Here is a 15,993-nt window from a genome sequence, read left to right as displayed (position 1 = left end):
AGCATTACCTGCTCAGGTTCATTGGGTATCTTCTCAGCCGACTCTAAGTTTTTAATTCAAATCAGCACCCCTCTCGAAATTCTAAGTGCAAAAGTAGTAGGTTTTGGTGATTTATAATAACTTTATTCAATTAGAACAATGCTTTCTTTCATTCTGAGTTATATAGTCATATGAGTAAGTCGAAAACTTCTGTAACATTAAAGATTATTGTAGGGTATATTATCCTTACTGCCCTTGCCATTGTTGCTTTTTGGGTTATTAATCACCAGGTGAGCAACTACACAAAAATCACCGATATTAAGAACGAAAATAACGAAAAGCTTTTTATGGTTAGTTCTGCTTTGACTGACCTATATGAAGCAGAAAGTCTTACCCGTACTATTATACAAACCTCTGACCTGGAAAAACTGGAAAACTACAAGGCTAAAATCGACTCTATTCTTAAAACCATCGATAATGTCAGTAAAATATCCGGGGACTCTATTCAAATAAAAAAAATTGACAGCATCAGATATCTGGTAGACAGTAAAAATAAAAACCTGGAAGATTTAATGCTGCTTCACAAACAGCAAAATGAAAAAGGGTTATACGAAACTGCTATTGACGAACTGAAAAAAGCGAATGAATCTTTTGGTGATCCCAACTATGACGAACGCTTTAAAAACCTGACTCCGGAATTCAGAAAAACTATTGTAAACGTTATCAAACTAACTAAGCAAGATAATGCTAAGCGACTAACCAATCAAACTGTTGACTCTCTGGCTGCAAAGGTGAAACATGTACTTGCTGAACTGGAAAAAAGAGACAAAAAGCACGAAAAAGAAATTCTGGAAAAAGAAAATACATTATTAGAAAATGATCAAATTATTACACAACAACTTAGAGGACTTCTTGCCACTATCGAATTAAATGAAAGAAACCAATATTACTCTCGTCTAAAAGCCTCTAATGAGGTTTTGGATAAAACGACAAATACAATTATTCTTATTTCCTCTATCAGTTTGCTTATCACAATTCTTTTTCTATTCATGATTATCAAAGATGTTTCCAGAAGTCAAAAGTACAGGAATGACTTAGAGGCAGAAAAAGCATATACAGAATCTCTTCTGAAAATGAGAGAATCTCTGATCAATACGGTTACTCATGATTTGAGATCTCCTTTAAACACTGTTATTGGATATTCTGACCTATTAGAGAAAACACATTTAAATGCTAAGCAAAAGCACTATCTGGATTATCTAAAAAAATCCTCTGATTACATCTTACACCTGGTTAATGATCTTTTGGATTTATCCAAACTAGATGCTGGAAAGATGATTATTGAGGAGCTTCCTTTTGTTCCAAAAAAAATCATCGAAAACACCATCTCTAATGCCATCCCGGTTAATAGCAAAAAAGACATCGAAATAAAGGTAATTTCTACTGATGCTCTAAACAGGCAATATCTCAGCGATCCTTTCAGAATAAAACAAGTTCTCACGAATCTCATAAGTAACGCTTATAAATTTACTTTTGAAGGATCTATTACTATCCAAAGCGAAATAGACGAATCTGATATCTCTGACAAAAAACTGATCATTAAAGTAAAGGACACCGGAATTGGTATCTCAAAAAAACAGCAAAGATATATATTTGACGAATTCACTCAGGGAGAGGATGATACTGATAAAAAATATGGAGGTTTTGGTCTTGGGCTTGCTATATCCAAAAAAATAATATCCTTATTAAATGGGGCAATATCTTTAAAAAGTGATCCTGATGCAGGAAGTGAGTTTACCATTTCTATTCCTATCAAAGATTCTAATTTTATTATTCCCGAAGAGAATGACGCCACAAATGATATATTAGATTTTGTTGATAAAAAAGTCTTGATTGTAGATGATGAGAGTAGTCAACTAGCATTAACCAGTGAAGTAGTTTCTATGGCAGGCTTATCCTATGATTCTTGCGACAATGCTATTAAAGCACTATCCATGATCAGGGAAAACAGGTATGATTTAATATTAACTGATATTCAAATGCCAAAAATGGACGGTTTCGAATTGCTTGATGCTTTAAAAAAAATGGATCAGTACAAGGACATCCCTGTTATTGCCTTATCAGGAAGGATCAATACTTCTGTCACAGAATATAAGGATGCTGGTTTTTCTGCAAACTTACGAAAACCATATGCTCCTAAAGAACTGACTAAATTAATTGCGGAGACCCTTAATATTAATACAAAAGAACCATTACCCACCTCCCAAAACAAACTCCTTGTTTCAAAAAACGAACAATATTCTCTAGAAGATTTAATGTTATTTGCTCATGGAGACACCGATTCCCTACATGCTATTCTGGATACATTTTATGAAAGTACCATTGAGAATATGAATAGTCTAAAATCGCTTATTGAAAAAGAAGACAAAGATCAGATCAAAAAAATAGCTCATAAAATACTGCCAATGTTCAAACAAATAAAGGCTAAAGAAATAATTCCTATGCTCGAAGAACTGGAACATATGGATGCTACAAACACCTCAATGCTTTCTCTGGCATCTACTGCCATGCATAAAATTAAAAAACTTATCGAAAACCTAAAAGTAACCTCTTAAAGACTTATATCATATTGTTTTAGCTTATTATACAATGTCTTTCTGTCGATTGACAATAAACGAGCTGCTTTTGCCTTGTTCCCATTTGTTTTTTCCAAAGCATCGAGAATAAGTTCTTGCTCATTCTGATTTTTAAACAATCCATATGTCTGTTTCCTTGTATGGGAAGCATAAGCAATATCATTTGGTAATACTGTTAGTGAAATCATCCCTTCCTGAGAAAGCAATACTGATCTGCGAATAATATTTTTTAGCTCCCTAAGGTTTCCTGGCCAATCGTATTTTTTAAAAGCTTCTATTACTTCTTCTGAAAAACCAACAACCTGTTTATCTAATTCTACATTAGATTCCTCCAGAAAATGGTTAGCGAATAAAATCAAGTCTTCTACTCTATCTTTTAGAGGAGGTACTTTTATAGAAAATTCATTTAACCTATGATATAAATCTTCTCTAAAGTCTCCATCTTTTACTGCCTGACTGAGATCTTCATTCGTTGCTGCTACGACTCTTATATCTACTTCTATTTCTTTATTACTCCCTACAGGTTTAATTTTCCTCTCCTGTAGTGCCCTTAACAACTGTACCTGTAATTCATAACTGAGATTCCCTATTTCATCTAAAAACAATGTTCCTCCATTCGCTGCTTCGAAATGACCTACTTTATCGTTTACCGCTCCGGTAAAAGAACCCTTTATATGACCAAAAAATTCACTGGATGCAATCTCTCTGGGAATAGCTCCACAATCGACTGCCACAAATGGTTTTTCAGCTCTTTTACTTGCTTTATGAATGCTACTCGCTACATATTCTTTTCCCGTACCGCTATCGCCAATCACCAAAACAGACATTCTTGTTGGAGCAACCAATGCAATATAATCCCCTAATTTCTTAGAAGCATCACTAACCCCTCTTACAAAAGAGCTGGGCGTTTTTCTAGAAACATCAATTGTATTCTTTTTTGGCTTCTGAGTAATTTCTTCTTTGGACTCTCCTGATTCTAACGCTTTTTTTATCACCTGAAGAATCGCATCTGGATTAAATGGTTTGGACACATAATCAAATGCTCCCTGCTTAATGGCATTAACGGCCATATTAATTTCAGCATACCCCGTCATAATGATCACCTGAGTATCGTTATTTTTGTTTAGAATATCAGATAAAAGAGCAATTCCATCTTTATCCGGTAATCTTACATCTGTTAACACCACATCAAAAGTATCATTTTGTATTTGTAACACTGCTTGACTTCCTGAAAATGCAGTACTTACCTCGTAATCATTCTTTTGCAAAAACGTCTTAAGCATTGTACAAAATGCGACATCATCTTCTACGATCAGTATCTTAGACATATTGTTTAATTAATTCTTCTTCATTCTTCTTAATCATACAAATATAAAGTTCTCTATAAATGTACTTATTATATCTCCCCCTAAAGTTAAACATTAAAAGTCGTATGTTATTATATATTAATCAAAAAAAGAGACTCCTGGGATTGAGTCTCTTTTTATAGCACTAAACAACTTTATATCGTTCACTATGACACTAATGGAACGATATCCTTTTCTACCCCTAGATTTAAGATTCGTTGTCTGGCTTTATCCATTGTCCTTTTGCACTTGCAAAAAGAGTTTTGGTTTTATTTTTATCTCCTTTTAGGATTACCTTATAGGTATTGTCTTTTGAGAAAAATGCCCCATAAATATGTAAATCGACATAATCTCTTACAACAGCATCTACTATTGCAACGGGTAATTCTGCTATCTCAATTTCTGTATATTCATTTTGTTCTAATAAATGATTTAACTTTTCCAATTCATTATTAAAACTATTCAACTCTTCATAAATTCCATTCATTGCTAAATCCTGCTGCGCTGAAATTCCCTGTGCCGAGATGACACTTATTACAACTGCTATTATCATTGCTATCTTTTTCATTAGATTTAACTTTAATACACTATAGAAATAGGAATAATTATTCCAAAAAAACAGAAAAAGAAAAAAAATCATAAATTACTGTTTTTCAATTAATTACATCTAAAAAGATTATCACCAACGAAAAACAAATATGTAGATTCCACATAAAAATGTGGAAATTTTACACACTAAAAAACTCCGATGTTTATATCGGAGTTTTTTAGTATTTCAGAAGCATCTATTTTTTTCAGGAAAATAATTTTGTTTGATGAGCAGATTTCAGTAAATCATTTACTGTTTTTACTGGATTAAACGTAGTTAATGGCACTTCTACAAACACGCTAATCCAGTTAGACATTGCTCCATTCCACAGTCCTGGTAACTCCAAAGCTTTCAGTGTTTTTCCATTTAATGACTTTTTTGATATAAATCCAGTTTCAGGATCTACAAAGTCCGTCAAGTTGAATTTTTCTCCCTTATAGTTTCGCACTCCACATACCAAATCCACCGGATTAAAATGCGTTGCTGTTTTTAAGATATCTTGTTGTCTCTTATCATTTTTATCGATCTGAGGTGCTTCTATAATCTGTAGCACTAACCTTCCTCTTTCATTTTTAACCCAGAAAGGTCCTCCTCCAGGTTCTCCTTCATTAATCACCATACCACATACACGAATAGGTCTGTTAAGAGAAGTCCTTAAAAACTCCAGTTTATATTTTTCAGAAAATTTATCAAAATCCAATGGTAATCTTACGTTTAACTGTTGTACCAGGAATTTTTTTATATCTTTTAACTCTGCCTCAGAAGGGGTTTCTTTATCCAAAGCATTCATTATCCTGAATACCTCATCCTGTATTTCAATTAATTTCCCTGCGAGAATTTTTTTGTACTTTGACACCTCATCCTGATACTTTCTCACTACTACATTATCTATGTTTTTAATATAAATAATATCCGCCTCTATATCGTTGAGGTTTTCTATCAAAGCCCCATGCCCTCCTGGTCTGAACAGTATTTCTCCTTCTTCTGTTCTAAAAGGCTCATTTTTTTCTGTTACCGCAACTGTATCTGTTTCAGGTTTTTGGAATGAGTATGAAATTTCAAAACGCGTTTCTGTTTTTTCCTGTACTTTCTTTTCTATTCTTTTAAATTCCCCTTTAAAAGCTGTCAGGTGCTCTTTAGAGATTGTAAAATGCACTCTAGACAATGCCTCTTTATTACAATTATATCCTGCTGCTTCATATAAATGCTCTTCAAAAGCAGTAGATGCATCCTCTGAATAATTGTGAAACGGAAAAAGTCCCTTGGGAAAAGCACCATAATTCAGCCCTTTTTCTTTGAGCATCATTTCTACAAATACATACAATTGTTTTCCTTCTGACAAGGATTCAAAATTAGGATAAGAGCTTCTGACTTTTCTCATAACCACCCGGTAAAAAGGAAATTTCTCCAAACCAATTAAAAAAAGACGAATTGCATTTGCTTTTTCATAATTAGTGTAGGCATTCAAACTTTCTTTCTCATATTCATAATTATCCAAGAACTTAAACAATTCTTTAAACATACGAGTTGCTGCTCCTGAAGCGGGAACAAACTTAATCGTATCCAGATTAGCAATACGAGACTCATATAACTTTATCAGTTCTGATTGATGGTGATCTGCTACCTGAATAATTCCATTTCCAATTGTTGCTGAATCCCTTAATGCTACAAAAGGAATCTCCTTTTTGAATGTCTCTATTTGAGAAAGTACTTTTTCTACTGTTAACCCCCTTTGATTAATTAGCTTAATATCCTTATCCGAAATATTCACGTCTTTCCTTTAATTAGTTCATCAATTATTTTAACGGCTTGCTTAAAACGAGGTATTTTATCTCCTTTTAAGACCACATATGGACGCTTGTATTTTTCCAGAGCCTCTTTAAAACGGAGAAACATTTGCTCTCTTTCGTGGGGTTTGTCTCGTAAGTCATCTGGAGTCCAAGGTGTATCTATATATGTCAGCAAATATAAATCATATTCATTTTCAATAGCAAATTTATCAAGCACATCCGCTACTTTCCCATCAAAATAAGCCTCTGAATACACTTTAGTTACTAACAAATCTGTATCACATATTACAAGTTTACCTCCTCGTCTTACCGCTTCATTTTCTAATTGCATTTGCCCTTCTGCTATAGGGAGCAAATCTGCATAAGCGCATATTTCTTTTGAGGTATCCCATTTTTTCTGAAGATATTCTCTAGCATATTCTGGTACCCAAGCTACCTCATAGTGAGAGGCTAATTGTTTAGACAATGTTGTCTTCCCTGTTGATTCCGGACCAAATAAAACAATTTTCACACAATCTCCTTGTTCTTGTCTAAGCTTTTCTTCCATGCTAAATACCCTAAAATCGCTATTACTGTAAAGATTAAATATTGCAAAGATAACATCCCCAAACCTCTATAAGCATATAAAGGAACTGTAATTATATCTGCAAAAATCCATAGTGTCCAATTTTCTATTTTTTTATTCGCCATATACCACATTGCTGTAAAGAACACACCGGAAGTAAATATATCAATCCAATTTTCTCCCTGTATCGCTACCCCAGTTAAAGCATATACCATATAAGTTACAAACATTGTTATAGAAAACATAAAAAATCCAACTAGTTTTTCCTTGAGATTTGTTCTGGAAACAGGAACAACAGGGCTGTTGTTATTTTTTCTGGACCAGTTCCACCAACCATATAGACTCATTATAGAGTAATAAAAATTCATCATCATATCTCCAAAATATGCTGCCTTATAGAGAAGATAGACTGATATAACTGTAGCTAATAATCCTGTCGGATATACCCAGATATGAACTTTCTTTGCATAAAAAACGCTTAGAATCCCAAACACAAAAGCAATCGCTTCTAACACTATAAAAGAAGTAGGAGTCTCAGAATATGCATTCAAAAAGAAATCAAAAATCTGGCTCATAGTTACTTCTATTGCTTTTTACTAATTTCATATGTATCAATACCTGCTCCATCGCTTCAAAAGACTTCTTAATTTCCTGAGACAAGAACTTCATTACCTCATCATAATCTCCGTATACTTGTGTACTTAAGGGGGTCTCTATCACCTCAAACTTTGATTGTCTCAGGCGTTTTATAAAAGTGATTATATGTTTTTCATAATCCTCTTGAAGAGGAGATAATGTCAATTCTACTGAAATCTGCATCTGTATTTTATTTTTTTCACTAAAAATATCCCTATTCTTCTAAGGGTAAGGTAAACACACAGGTAAATCCTTCAAACTCTAAATACCGAACTGTATAATCACTCTCCTCCCCTTTATAAGCTATCTTTCCTACTGTAGCATATGCATCAAAATCAAACGGAGCTACCTGTATATGTTGCTCAAAACTCAATCCTGGTGTTGCATATAGTTTATACAGCGATTCTTTTGCCCCCCAAATTACCGTTAACACTCTGGTTTTATACAGCTGCTGCTCCACAAAAGAACTTTCATAGTTTATAAATTTACGAGCGATTCGCTGTATTTTATCACGTTGTTTTTCTATATCAATCCCTACCGGCTTATCACTAATAATGATTCCTGAAAACTCAAAAGAATGCGTAATAGAAATTTGTTTTCCATCTTTCAAATTTGGTTTTCCTGATGCATCATAATACAAATCAAAATCCGTATACCCTACCACTGCGAGTAAGTGCCGAATACTCATAAAACCTCTTCTATGAATATCCGATTTCATATCATCTACTCTCTGCTGACAATGAGGAGTCAACACAACATCTTTACTTAAAAAATCAAACGATTCATCAATCTTCCAAATCAACACTTTAGTGTGATTATTTACTGTTATAGTTTTGTAAAGAGGCATATATTTTCTTAAAGTTATTATGTACCTTTGCTATCCGGAAATCGCAGCAATTGACGCTGTATTTCCGGGAACGAATTTAGAATAAATTGGAGCGAAATACTAGAAATAAACGCACTATAAAACCAAAATAAACACTTATGAGTACAAAAATAACACCTTATGTACCTTACAAAGTAAAAGACATTTCTCTTGCTGCATGGGGAAGAAAAGAAATAGAGTTGGCGGAAGCTGAAATGCCTGGTTTAATGTCCCTTAGAGAAGAGTATAAGGACACCAAGCCATTAGAGGGTGCGAGAATAGCAGGATGTCTTCATATGACCATCCAAACAGCTGTTCTTATTGAAACTCTTGTAGCTTTGGGAGCAGATGTTACCTGGAGTTCATGTAACATTTTTTCTACTCAGGATCATGCAGCAGCTGCAATTGCTGAAGCAGGAATCCCTGTTTATGCTTGGAAAGGAATGAATGAAGAAGAATTTGACTGGTGTATTGAACAAACACTTTTCTTCGGAGAAAAAAGAGAACCGCTTAACATGATTCTTGATGACGGAGGAGACCTTACCAACATGGTTTTAGACAAATACCCTGAATTAGTTGATGCTATTAAAGGGCTTTCTGAAGAGACGACTACCGGAGTTCATCGCTTATATGAAAGAATGAAAAACGGAACATTACCTATGCCTGCCATAAACGTTAATGATTCTGTGACCAAATCTAAATTCGATAACAAATACGGATGTAGAGAAAGCGCAGTTGACGCGATCAGAAGAGCAACTGACACCATGCTTGCAGGAAAACGAGTAGTAGTTTGCGGATATGGAGATGTAGGAAAGGGAACTGCTGCTTCTTTCAGAGGTGCAGGGTCTATTGTAACTGTAACAGAAATTGATCCTATCTGTGCACTACAGGCAGCCATGGATGGGTTCGAAGTAAAAAAATTAGAAACCATCATAGGCAATGCAGACGTAGTTATTACAACTACAGGAAATAAAGATATTGTCCAGGGGCATCACTTCAAAGCTTTAAAAGACAAAGCGATTGTTTGTAATATTGGGCATTTTGATAACGAAATTGACATGGCTTGGTTAAATAACAATTACGGAAACACCAAGGATGAGATCAAACCACAAGTAGATAAGTATACCATAGACGGTAAAGACATTATCATTCTTGCAGAAGGACGCCTTGTTAACCTAGGGTGTGCAACCGGGCATCCAAGCTTCGTAATGAGTAATTCATTTACCAACCAAACATTAGCTCAGATAGAGCTGTGGAACAATTCTGATAAATACAAAAACGAAGTATATATGCTTCCTAAGCATCTTGACGAGAAAGTAGCTAAACTGCACCTAGCACGTCTTGGAGCTGAATTGGAGACACTTCGTCCAGAACAAGCTGAATACATAGGAGTAACTGTAGAAGGTCCTTTTAAACCTGAATACTACAGATACTAATCTAAAACAAACTATTAAAAAAAGCTCTATACTAAAATATAGAGCTTTTTTTATTAGAATAAAGTGTTGCAAAAATGCAATCATATGATTACACCCCTGACTACTGTATTTTATTAATTTGCTTCTGCCAGCAGGCAGTTTTCATACGAAGCAATCTTTCCGTCTAACAATGCCAATCCTTCATTTTTAGAAGCCATTGGATCTATCTTAACTTTTTCTCCATTAGGCAAATGCACTACATAGAACCCTTCTTCAAAAGAAGATAATTTAATTACTTCTCCATTAGGTTTTATAGCACTCCAGGACTTCTTTGAAGGACTATACACCATATCCAACTTATCTCCTTTTCGTTTTCCTTCTACCACTTCTACCTGTAATCTGTTTTTCGTAGCAACCATCTTAAACTTATTCCCATCTTTTTCTACATACTGCACTTCTGTTTCTCCTTCATTCATTGCAATCGGATTGGATCCACTCCAAAACTCGACAACATTAAAAATAATCACATCTCCAATAAAAAAGAGCCCATACACAGGAACGATGTTCAACGCCCAAAATATTAAGTTATCCATAAACTTATTATCCGTAAGACCGTCATTCCAATCTCTCAATTGATTAAAAGCACTAAAGGATCCTAAACAACTAGAAAACAAGATTGAAGCTGATAGCAATGTGCATACTGTTAATTTTCGCATAATTAAAAGGCTTTAAATTTTATTTAAAAATAGTGACTTTCACAGGATATATAAAAAAAGTACTCTTAAAAATTACTTCTTCGATAACAAACCTTGTGATTTTATCAAGCTATTTTTTTCTTTTTAAATATCTTATAGAAAAACAGTTTTCTTCCTGGTTTTATTGCCTCAATCAGCAAGAACTTCTCTCATCTATACTGCAAAAACAACGTAAGCCTTTTCATCTATCAATTCCCCAAAAAATAAAATTCCCTTTCGGATATACCGAAAGGGAATTTTATTATATATAAATAAGATATTTTCTTATTGCTTATGCCTCAAAAGGCACTATAGAAACATATGACTTATTATCTCTCTTTTTTGTAAACTTTACAACACCATCAACTTTAGCGTGTAATGTATGATCTTTACCAGCGTATACATTTTCTCCTGGTTTGTGCGCTGTACCTCTTTGTCTTACAATGATGTTACCAGCTACGGCAGCTTGACCTCCGAATATCTTTACACCCAAGCGTTTCGATTCTGATTCTCTACCGTTCTTCGAACTACCAACTCCTTTTTTATGAGCCATTTTCTTTAGGTTTTATGGTTAATAATAAACAGGATTACTTTTCTATCCCGCCGTCTAATCTGTCTTGCAATTCTTTTAATTCATCCCACTTTCCTTCAGCAGCTAATCCAGCTTGCTTTGGCCAAGTGTCAGGTACTTTAGAAGCATAACGAGATCCCGCTGCTACTAAAATTTCTTTTAGTTTTTCTACTTCTGTTCCTGCTAGGTCAGCAAAAGTTACAATTCCTGCATTATTAAATAATTCAGCAATCTTTGGACCTATTCCTTCGATTTTCTTTAAATCATCACCTTTTGCTGCTTTTTTAGGAGCCGCTTTTTTTGGTGTTGCTGCTTTCTTTGGCGCTGCTTTTTTAGCCCCTGAAGTTGCAATACTTTCAATCACAATTTCTGTAAGCGCCTGACGGTGACCATTCTTCACACGGTAACCTTTACGTCTTTTCTTTTTGAAAACAATTACTTTATCACCTTTAAGATGTCTTGTAATTTTTGCTCCTACCTGAGCTCCTTCTATAACCGGGGCGCCTAAAGAAACTGCATCACCATCAGCCGTAAGAAGAACTTTATCGAAAGATACTTTATCTCCTTCTTCTCCTGGTAAACGATGTACAAAAACTTTTTGGTCTTTAACAACTTTAAATTGTTGCCCTGCTATCTCTACAATTGCGTACATAGCGTAACGTTTAATTAATTATAACTATAAAAAATAATGCCTTCCAAAAAGGCAGGTGCAAATATAACGCTAATTAATTAACTGACAAATATTTATTTTATGCTTTTATTGATGAAGATGGAATCGAGTGTTTTATATTCCAACTTTCTTTAAAGAGCTGCATAAATGACAGCGTTAATACTGTGGTAGTTGCAAAGCCCATAACAGCCGCTACAAAAACAACGGTCCCCACACCTATATGATATCTGGTATCCCAACCCGATAACATTTCTGGTAAAAAACTATCATTAATATTAGTTACATATACCGCAAAAAATACCGTAAATATCAAGGTAGCGTTAAATCCTGTAAAAATCCCTCCCATGAATCCTTTTTGATAATCATAAGAGCTTCCTTTATATAGCTTATACACTTTCATTGACTGATACAATCCGAAACCTACAATAATTCCATTTCCCAAACTATATATTGGATTGGTCTGAACTCCAAATAAAGACAAGGTTAAAAAATAAATAATAAGCCCCAGAGCAATCAAAATTCCATATCTAATAGAAATCGCCATTTTTTTCATGATTACTTTGTTTTTAAGTTCCCTTTAAAGATACAAAAAAATCACAATAGACTGTAAATTAGAATCTTACATATTTACCTGATAATATTCTCATGTTTTTAACATATTTTTGCACCAAAATCGATTTCAATACACCAGTTTCGAGTAACTAAAATAATCACAAATGAAAAACAAATTTCGCGCAATTGCTTGTGGGCTTATGATCTTTTCATCGATTAGTGCGCAGGAAGTAACGTACACTGAGTACAATCTAAAAAATGGACTTCATGTAATCTTACACCAGGAAAACAAAGCTCCTGTAGTCACAGTTGGAGTTATGTATCATGTAGGAGCAAAAGATGAAGATCCGAAGCGAACAGGTTTCGCCCATTTTTTCGAACACTTATTATTTGAAGGAACCAAAAATATAGAACGCGGAAAATGGTTTGACATTGTCGCTGCCAATGGAGGAAGAAACAATGCCAACACTACTCAAGACAGAACTTATTATTATGAAACCTTTCCTTCTAATAAACTAGAACTCGCTCTTTGGATGGAATCAGAACGCATGCTCCATCCTGTTATAAATCAAATCGGAGTCGACACTCAAAATGAGGTTGTCAAAGAAGAAAAAAGACAACGTATCGACAATTCTCCCTATGGAAAAATTATATACAGAACGGGGATAAATAAACACTTGTTCAAAAAACACCCATATGGTCAATCCGTTATCGGAAGTATGGAACACTTAGACGCAGCCACCTTAGATGAGTTTATTGCCTTTAATAAAAAATACTACAACCCTAATAACGCTACTCTAGTAATCGCAGGAGACATCAAAATAGAAGAAACTATGAATTTTGTTTCTGACTACTTTGCCCCCATCAAGAATATCTCAGAAAAACCAGTAAAACCTAACATACTGGAGGACCCTATCACTACTGAAATTAACACTAAAGAATACGATGCCAATATCCGAATTCCAGCAAAAGTTTTGGTATACAGAACTCCTAAACAAGTAGAAAGAGATGCATATGTATTCGATTATATCTCTACAGTCCTAAGTGGAGGAAAAAGCTCCAGGTTGTACAAAAAGATGGTTACGGATAAAAAAATGGCTCTAGAAGTATTCGCTTTTTCGGATGCACAGGAAGATTATGGAACCTACATCATGGCAGCATTACCTCTAGGAGATGTTGGTCTAGAAAAACTCCAGACAGAAATGGATAATGCTATCAATAAATTACAAAATGAATTAATCTCTGAAAGAGAATTTCAAAAGCTTCAAAACAAGTTTGAAAATAAATTTGTCAATGCTAATTCCAGCATCGAAGGGATCGCAAACTCCCTTGCCAGATACCATGTACTATACAAAGACACCGACCTGATTAATAAAGAAATTGAAATTTACAGATCCATTACCCGAGAAGACATACAGCGAGTAGCGAAACAATATCTAAACAAAAATCAGCGACTCAATCTGGATTACCTTCCTGGAACTGGAAAATAAAAAAAACATCAATTATCATTATTGATTATCGAATAACAATAAAAACACACAGATGAAAAAAAATATAATCTTTATACTTGCTTGTCTGCTGATCGCTATCAATTCAAATGCTCAGGTAGACCGATCAAAAATACCCGCATCAGGTCCCACCCCTGTTATTAATCTTGGGAAACCACATTCTTTCATCCTTAGTAACGGTATGACGGTATTAGTGGTTGAAAATAAAAAACTTCCCAAAATAAGTATCAGCTTATCCATAGACACCCCTCCTCATGTAGAAGGGGACAAAACAGGAATCAGTTCCTTAACCTCTTCCTTAATGGGGAAAGGAACCCAAAATATGGACAAAAACACTTTTAACGAAGAAGTTGATTTCTTAGGAGCAACTGTCAATGTTGGAACCTATGGAGGGTATGCTCAATGCCTTTCTAAATACACTGACAAAGTGTTTTCTTTATTTGCAGATGCTGCTCTTCATCCAAAATTTACAGAAGAAGAATTATCCACAGAAAAGAAACGAACACTGGAAAATATAAAAGCCGGAGAAAACAGTGCTGTCGAAGTGATGAACAGAGTACGGAACGCTCTTGTTTACGGAAAAAAACACCCGGCAGGAGAGTTTATCACCAAAGAAACCATAAACAACATCAGTTTACAAGACATAAACAAATACTACCGGGATTATTTTGTACCAACAAATGCTTATATGGTTATTAGTGGAGACATCTCTGCAGACCAAGCAGAGAAATTAACCGAAAAATATTTTGGTCCGTGGAAATCTGCAAAAGCACCTTCTTTTGGAATATCTGACATCTCAGACCCCATATACAGGCAAATCAATTTTGTAGACATGCCTAATGCTGTACAAGCTGAAATTGCGGTAGTAAATTCTGCTACGATAAAAATGTCTGACACTGATCATCATGCCGCTCTGGTTACTAATTATATCCTTGGAGGTTCTTTTAGCGGATACTTAAATTTAAATTTAAGAGAGAAAAACGGATACACCTATGGCTCTTATTCTTCCCTTCCAAGAAATAAAAATTACAAAAGTGTCTTTCGCGCTTTTGCTAAAGTACGAAATAATGTCGCTGATAGTGCCGTGGTAGAAATCCTCAACGAAATAAAAAGAATCCGAACAGAAGACGTTAGTGATGAAGTCTTAAAAAATGCAAAGGCTAGCTTTCTTGGAAAATTTATTTTATCATCAGAAGACGAAAAAACTATCGCCAATAGAAGTGTACAAATAAAAACAGAAAAACTCCCTACCGATTTTTACGAAACCTTTATAAATAAAATAAATGCCGTAACGAAGGAGGATGTAAAAAGAATTGCCAACACCTATTTCAACTTAGACAAAGCTCGAATTCTAATTGTAGGGAAAGGAAGTGAAATTGTGCCTGCTTTAGAAAAAACAACTTTTGAAGGAAAGAAAATACCGATACATTTTTTTGACAAATACGCTACTCGAGTAGAAAAACCTGATTACAACAGTGAAGTTCCAAAAGGAGTCACTGCCCAGTCAATCCTGGATAATTATTTTAAAGCAATTGGAGGAAAAGAAAAATTAGCCTCTGTAAAATCCACATTTATTACTGCTACTGCAGATTTCAATGGTGCTGTTCTAGGACTATCAGCCAAATCTACCTCGAAAAACCAATCGTTAATAGCCGTAAGTTTTAATGACCAGATTGCTCAAAAAATAGTTTTTGACGGAGAAAAGGGATACACTATGGCGCAAGGGCAAAAAATAGTTTTTGATGATAATCAGACTGCTCAAGCTAAAAAAGATTCTTACCCTTTTCCAGAACTACACCAAACAGAAGTTTCTTTACTAAAACAAGAACCTTACGCAAACGGAAAAGCATACGCAGTAAAAATAAGTGATAAAAAAACTGCTTATTTTGATACTGTATCCGGCTTAAAAGTCAAAGAAGTAACAGTACAGGAACAAGCAGGACAAAAAATGAGTGTCACTATAGAGTATGGCGACTACAAAGATGTTAATGGCATTAAGTTTCCTTTCACAATATCACAATCTTTAGGTCCTCAAAAAATGGATTTTATCGTCAAAGAAGTTAAAGTCAATGAAGGTGTAAGTCCAGAAGATTTTAAATAAAACAAACATATCATCTATCACAAAAAAGCATCAGTG

15 protein-coding genes are annotated in these 15,993 nt (G+C 34.5%); 4 read left to right on the top strand and 11 right to left on the bottom strand.

The window, feature by feature from the left end:
- Positions 1 to 170 precede the first annotated feature (170 nt).
- Positions 171 to 2,594, top strand: coding sequence for an ATP-binding protein (locus ACFSTE_RS01165; protein ID WP_378258035.1), 2,424 nt, complete (start codon positions 171 to 173; stop codon positions 2,592 to 2,594).
- Here the strand turns inward: ACFSTE_RS01165 and ACFSTE_RS01160 are convergent.
- The 7 genes from ACFSTE_RS01160 to ACFSTE_RS01130 form a co-directional block, all read right to left on the bottom strand.
- Positions 2,591 to 3,943 carry a sigma-54-dependent transcriptional regulator gene (locus ACFSTE_RS01160; RefSeq protein WP_176027966.1) on the bottom strand — a complete coding sequence of 451 codons (1,353 nt, stop codon included), beginning with the start codon at positions 3,941 to 3,943 and terminating at the stop codon, positions 2,591 to 2,593. The genes ACFSTE_RS01165 and ACFSTE_RS01160 overlap by 4 nt on opposite strands.
- Positions 3,944 to 4,169: 226 nt before the next feature.
- Positions 4,170 to 4,529: a hypothetical protein gene (locus tag ACFSTE_RS01155; protein WP_176027967.1), complete on the bottom strand. Its 360-nt coding sequence runs from the start codon at positions 4,527 to 4,529 to the stop codon at positions 4,170 to 4,172.
- 226 nt (positions 4,530 to 4,755) lie between these two features.
- Positions 4,756 to 6,321: a DUF4301 family protein gene (locus ACFSTE_RS01150; protein ID WP_378258031.1), complete on the bottom strand. Its 1,566-nt coding sequence runs from the start codon at positions 6,319 to 6,321 to the stop codon at positions 4,756 to 4,758.
- A complete protein-coding gene (locus ACFSTE_RS01145; protein ID WP_378258029.1) occupies positions 6,318 to 6,887 on the bottom strand; it encodes an AAA family ATPase in 570 nt (189 codons plus the stop codon). Before ACFSTE_RS01145 ends, ACFSTE_RS01150 begins: the two co-directional genes overlap by 4 nt.
- Positions 6,848 to 7,480, bottom strand: coding sequence for a nicotinamide riboside transporter PnuC (gene pnuC, locus ACFSTE_RS01140; protein WP_176027970.1), 633 nt, complete (start codon positions 7,478 to 7,480; stop codon positions 6,848 to 6,850). The genes ACFSTE_RS01145 and pnuC overlap by 40 nt, the downstream gene beginning before the upstream one ends.
- Entirely contained in the window at positions 7,464 to 7,724 is a 261-nt protein-coding gene (locus tag ACFSTE_RS01135; protein ID WP_176027971.1) for a YkoF family thiamine/hydroxymethylpyrimidine-binding protein, read from the bottom strand. The genes pnuC and ACFSTE_RS01135 overlap by 17 nt, the downstream gene beginning before the upstream one ends.
- Positions 7,725 to 7,755: 31 nt before the next feature.
- A complete protein-coding gene (locus ACFSTE_RS01130) occupies positions 7,756 to 8,388 on the bottom strand; it encodes a 4'-phosphopantetheinyl transferase family protein (protein ID WP_378258027.1) in 633 nt (210 codons plus the stop codon).
- A gap of 137 nt (positions 8,389 to 8,525) precedes the next feature.
- Between ACFSTE_RS01130 and ahcY the strand changes: the two genes are divergently transcribed.
- Complete coding sequence (ahcY, locus tag ACFSTE_RS01125; RefSeq protein ID WP_378258025.1) at positions 8,526 to 9,842, top strand: adenosylhomocysteinase; 1,317 nt, start codon at positions 8,526 to 8,528, stop codon at positions 9,840 to 9,842.
- Between the two features lie 113 nt (positions 9,843 to 9,955).
- Here the strand turns inward: ahcY and ACFSTE_RS01120 are convergent, their stop codons facing one another.
- From ACFSTE_RS01120 to ACFSTE_RS01105, 4 genes are all read right to left on the bottom strand, one after another.
- On the bottom strand, positions 9,956 to 10,537 hold the full coding sequence (locus ACFSTE_RS01120; protein ID WP_176027974.1) for a DUF3332 domain-containing protein: 582 nt from the start codon (positions 10,535 to 10,537) through the stop codon (positions 9,956 to 9,958).
- 310 nt (positions 10,538 to 10,847) lie between these two features.
- On the bottom strand, positions 10,848 to 11,108 hold the full coding sequence (rpmA, locus tag ACFSTE_RS01115) for a 50S ribosomal protein L27 (RefSeq protein WP_176027975.1): 261 nt from the start codon (positions 11,106 to 11,108) through the stop codon (positions 10,848 to 10,850).
- Between the two features lie 34 nt (positions 11,109 to 11,142).
- Entirely contained in the window at positions 11,143 to 11,778 is a 636-nt protein-coding gene (rplU, locus tag ACFSTE_RS01110) for a 50S ribosomal protein L21 (RefSeq protein ID WP_176027976.1), read from the bottom strand.
- A gap of 97 nt (positions 11,779 to 11,875) precedes the next feature.
- Complete coding sequence (locus tag ACFSTE_RS01105; RefSeq protein WP_176027977.1) at positions 11,876 to 12,349, bottom strand: DUF4199 domain-containing protein; 474 nt, start codon at positions 12,347 to 12,349, stop codon at positions 11,876 to 11,878.
- A 163-nt stretch (positions 12,350 to 12,512) separates the two neighbouring features.
- Here ACFSTE_RS01105 and ACFSTE_RS01100 point away from each other — a divergent pair, with 163 nt between their 5' ends.
- Together ACFSTE_RS01100 and ACFSTE_RS01095 are read left to right on the top strand one after the other, a co-directional pair.
- A complete protein-coding gene (locus ACFSTE_RS01100) occupies positions 12,513 to 13,838 on the top strand; it encodes a M16 family metallopeptidase (protein ID WP_378258021.1) in 1,326 nt (441 codons plus the stop codon).
- Positions 13,839 to 13,890: 52 nt separating this feature from the next.
- Positions 13,891 to 15,957: a M16 family metallopeptidase gene (locus ACFSTE_RS01095; protein WP_176027979.1), complete on the top strand. Its 2,067-nt coding sequence runs from the start codon at positions 13,891 to 13,893 to the stop codon at positions 15,955 to 15,957.
- Positions 15,958 to 15,993 lie beyond the last annotated feature (36 nt).

It is taken from the genome of Aquimarina hainanensis (assembly GCF_042684685.1).
Classification (GTDB): Bacteria; Bacteroidota; Bacteroidia; order Flavobacteriales; family Flavobacteriaceae; genus Aquimarina; species Aquimarina hainanensis.
This window is presented reverse-complemented; position numbering and strand designations above follow the sequence as displayed.

Excerpts from the sequence above, each read along its gene's own strand:
- ACFSTE_RS01165 (WP_378258035.1), top strand. The coding sequence starts at position 171 with ATGAGTAAGTCGAAAACTTCTGTAACATTAAAGATTATTGTAGGGTAT.
- ACFSTE_RS01160 (WP_176027966.1), bottom strand. The coding sequence starts at position 3,943 with ATGTCTAAGATACTGATCGTAGAAGATGATGTCGCATTTTGTACAATG.
- ACFSTE_RS01155 (WP_176027967.1), bottom strand. The coding sequence starts at position 4,529 with ATGAAAAAGATAGCAATGATAATAGCAGTTGTAATAAGTGTCATCTCG.
- ACFSTE_RS01145 (WP_378258029.1), bottom strand. The coding sequence starts at position 6,887 with ATGGAAGAAAAGCTTAGACAAGAACAAGGAGATTGTGTGAAAATTGTT.
- pnuC (WP_176027970.1), bottom strand. The coding sequence starts at position 7,480 with ATGAGCCAGATTTTTGATTTCTTTTTGAATGCATATTCTGAGACTCCT.
- ACFSTE_RS01135 (WP_176027971.1), bottom strand. The coding sequence starts at position 7,724 with ATGCAGATTTCAGTAGAATTGACATTATCTCCTCTTCAAGAGGATTAT.
- ACFSTE_RS01130 (WP_378258027.1), bottom strand. The coding sequence starts at position 8,388 with ATGCCTCTTTACAAAACTATAACAGTAAATAATCACACTAAAGTGTTG.
- ahcY (WP_378258025.1), top strand. The coding sequence starts at position 8,526 with ATGAGTACAAAAATAACACCTTATGTACCTTACAAAGTAAAAGACATT.
- ACFSTE_RS01120 (WP_176027974.1), bottom strand. The coding sequence starts at position 10,537 with ATGCGAAAATTAACAGTATGCACATTGCTATCAGCTTCAATCTTGTTT.
- rpmA (WP_176027975.1), bottom strand. The coding sequence starts at position 11,108 with ATGGCTCATAAAAAAGGAGTTGGTAGTTCGAAGAACGGTAGAGAATCA.
- rplU (WP_176027976.1), bottom strand. The coding sequence starts at position 11,778 with ATGTACGCAATTGTAGAGATAGCAGGGCAACAATTTAAAGTTGTTAAA.
- ACFSTE_RS01105 (WP_176027977.1), bottom strand. The coding sequence starts at position 12,349 with ATGAAAAAAATGGCGATTTCTATTAGATATGGAATTTTGATTGCTCTG.
- ACFSTE_RS01100 (WP_378258021.1), top strand. The coding sequence starts at position 12,513 with ATGAAAAACAAATTTCGCGCAATTGCTTGTGGGCTTATGATCTTTTCA.
- ACFSTE_RS01095 (WP_176027979.1), top strand. The coding sequence starts at position 13,891 with ATGAAAAAAAATATAATCTTTATACTTGCTTGTCTGCTGATCGCTATC.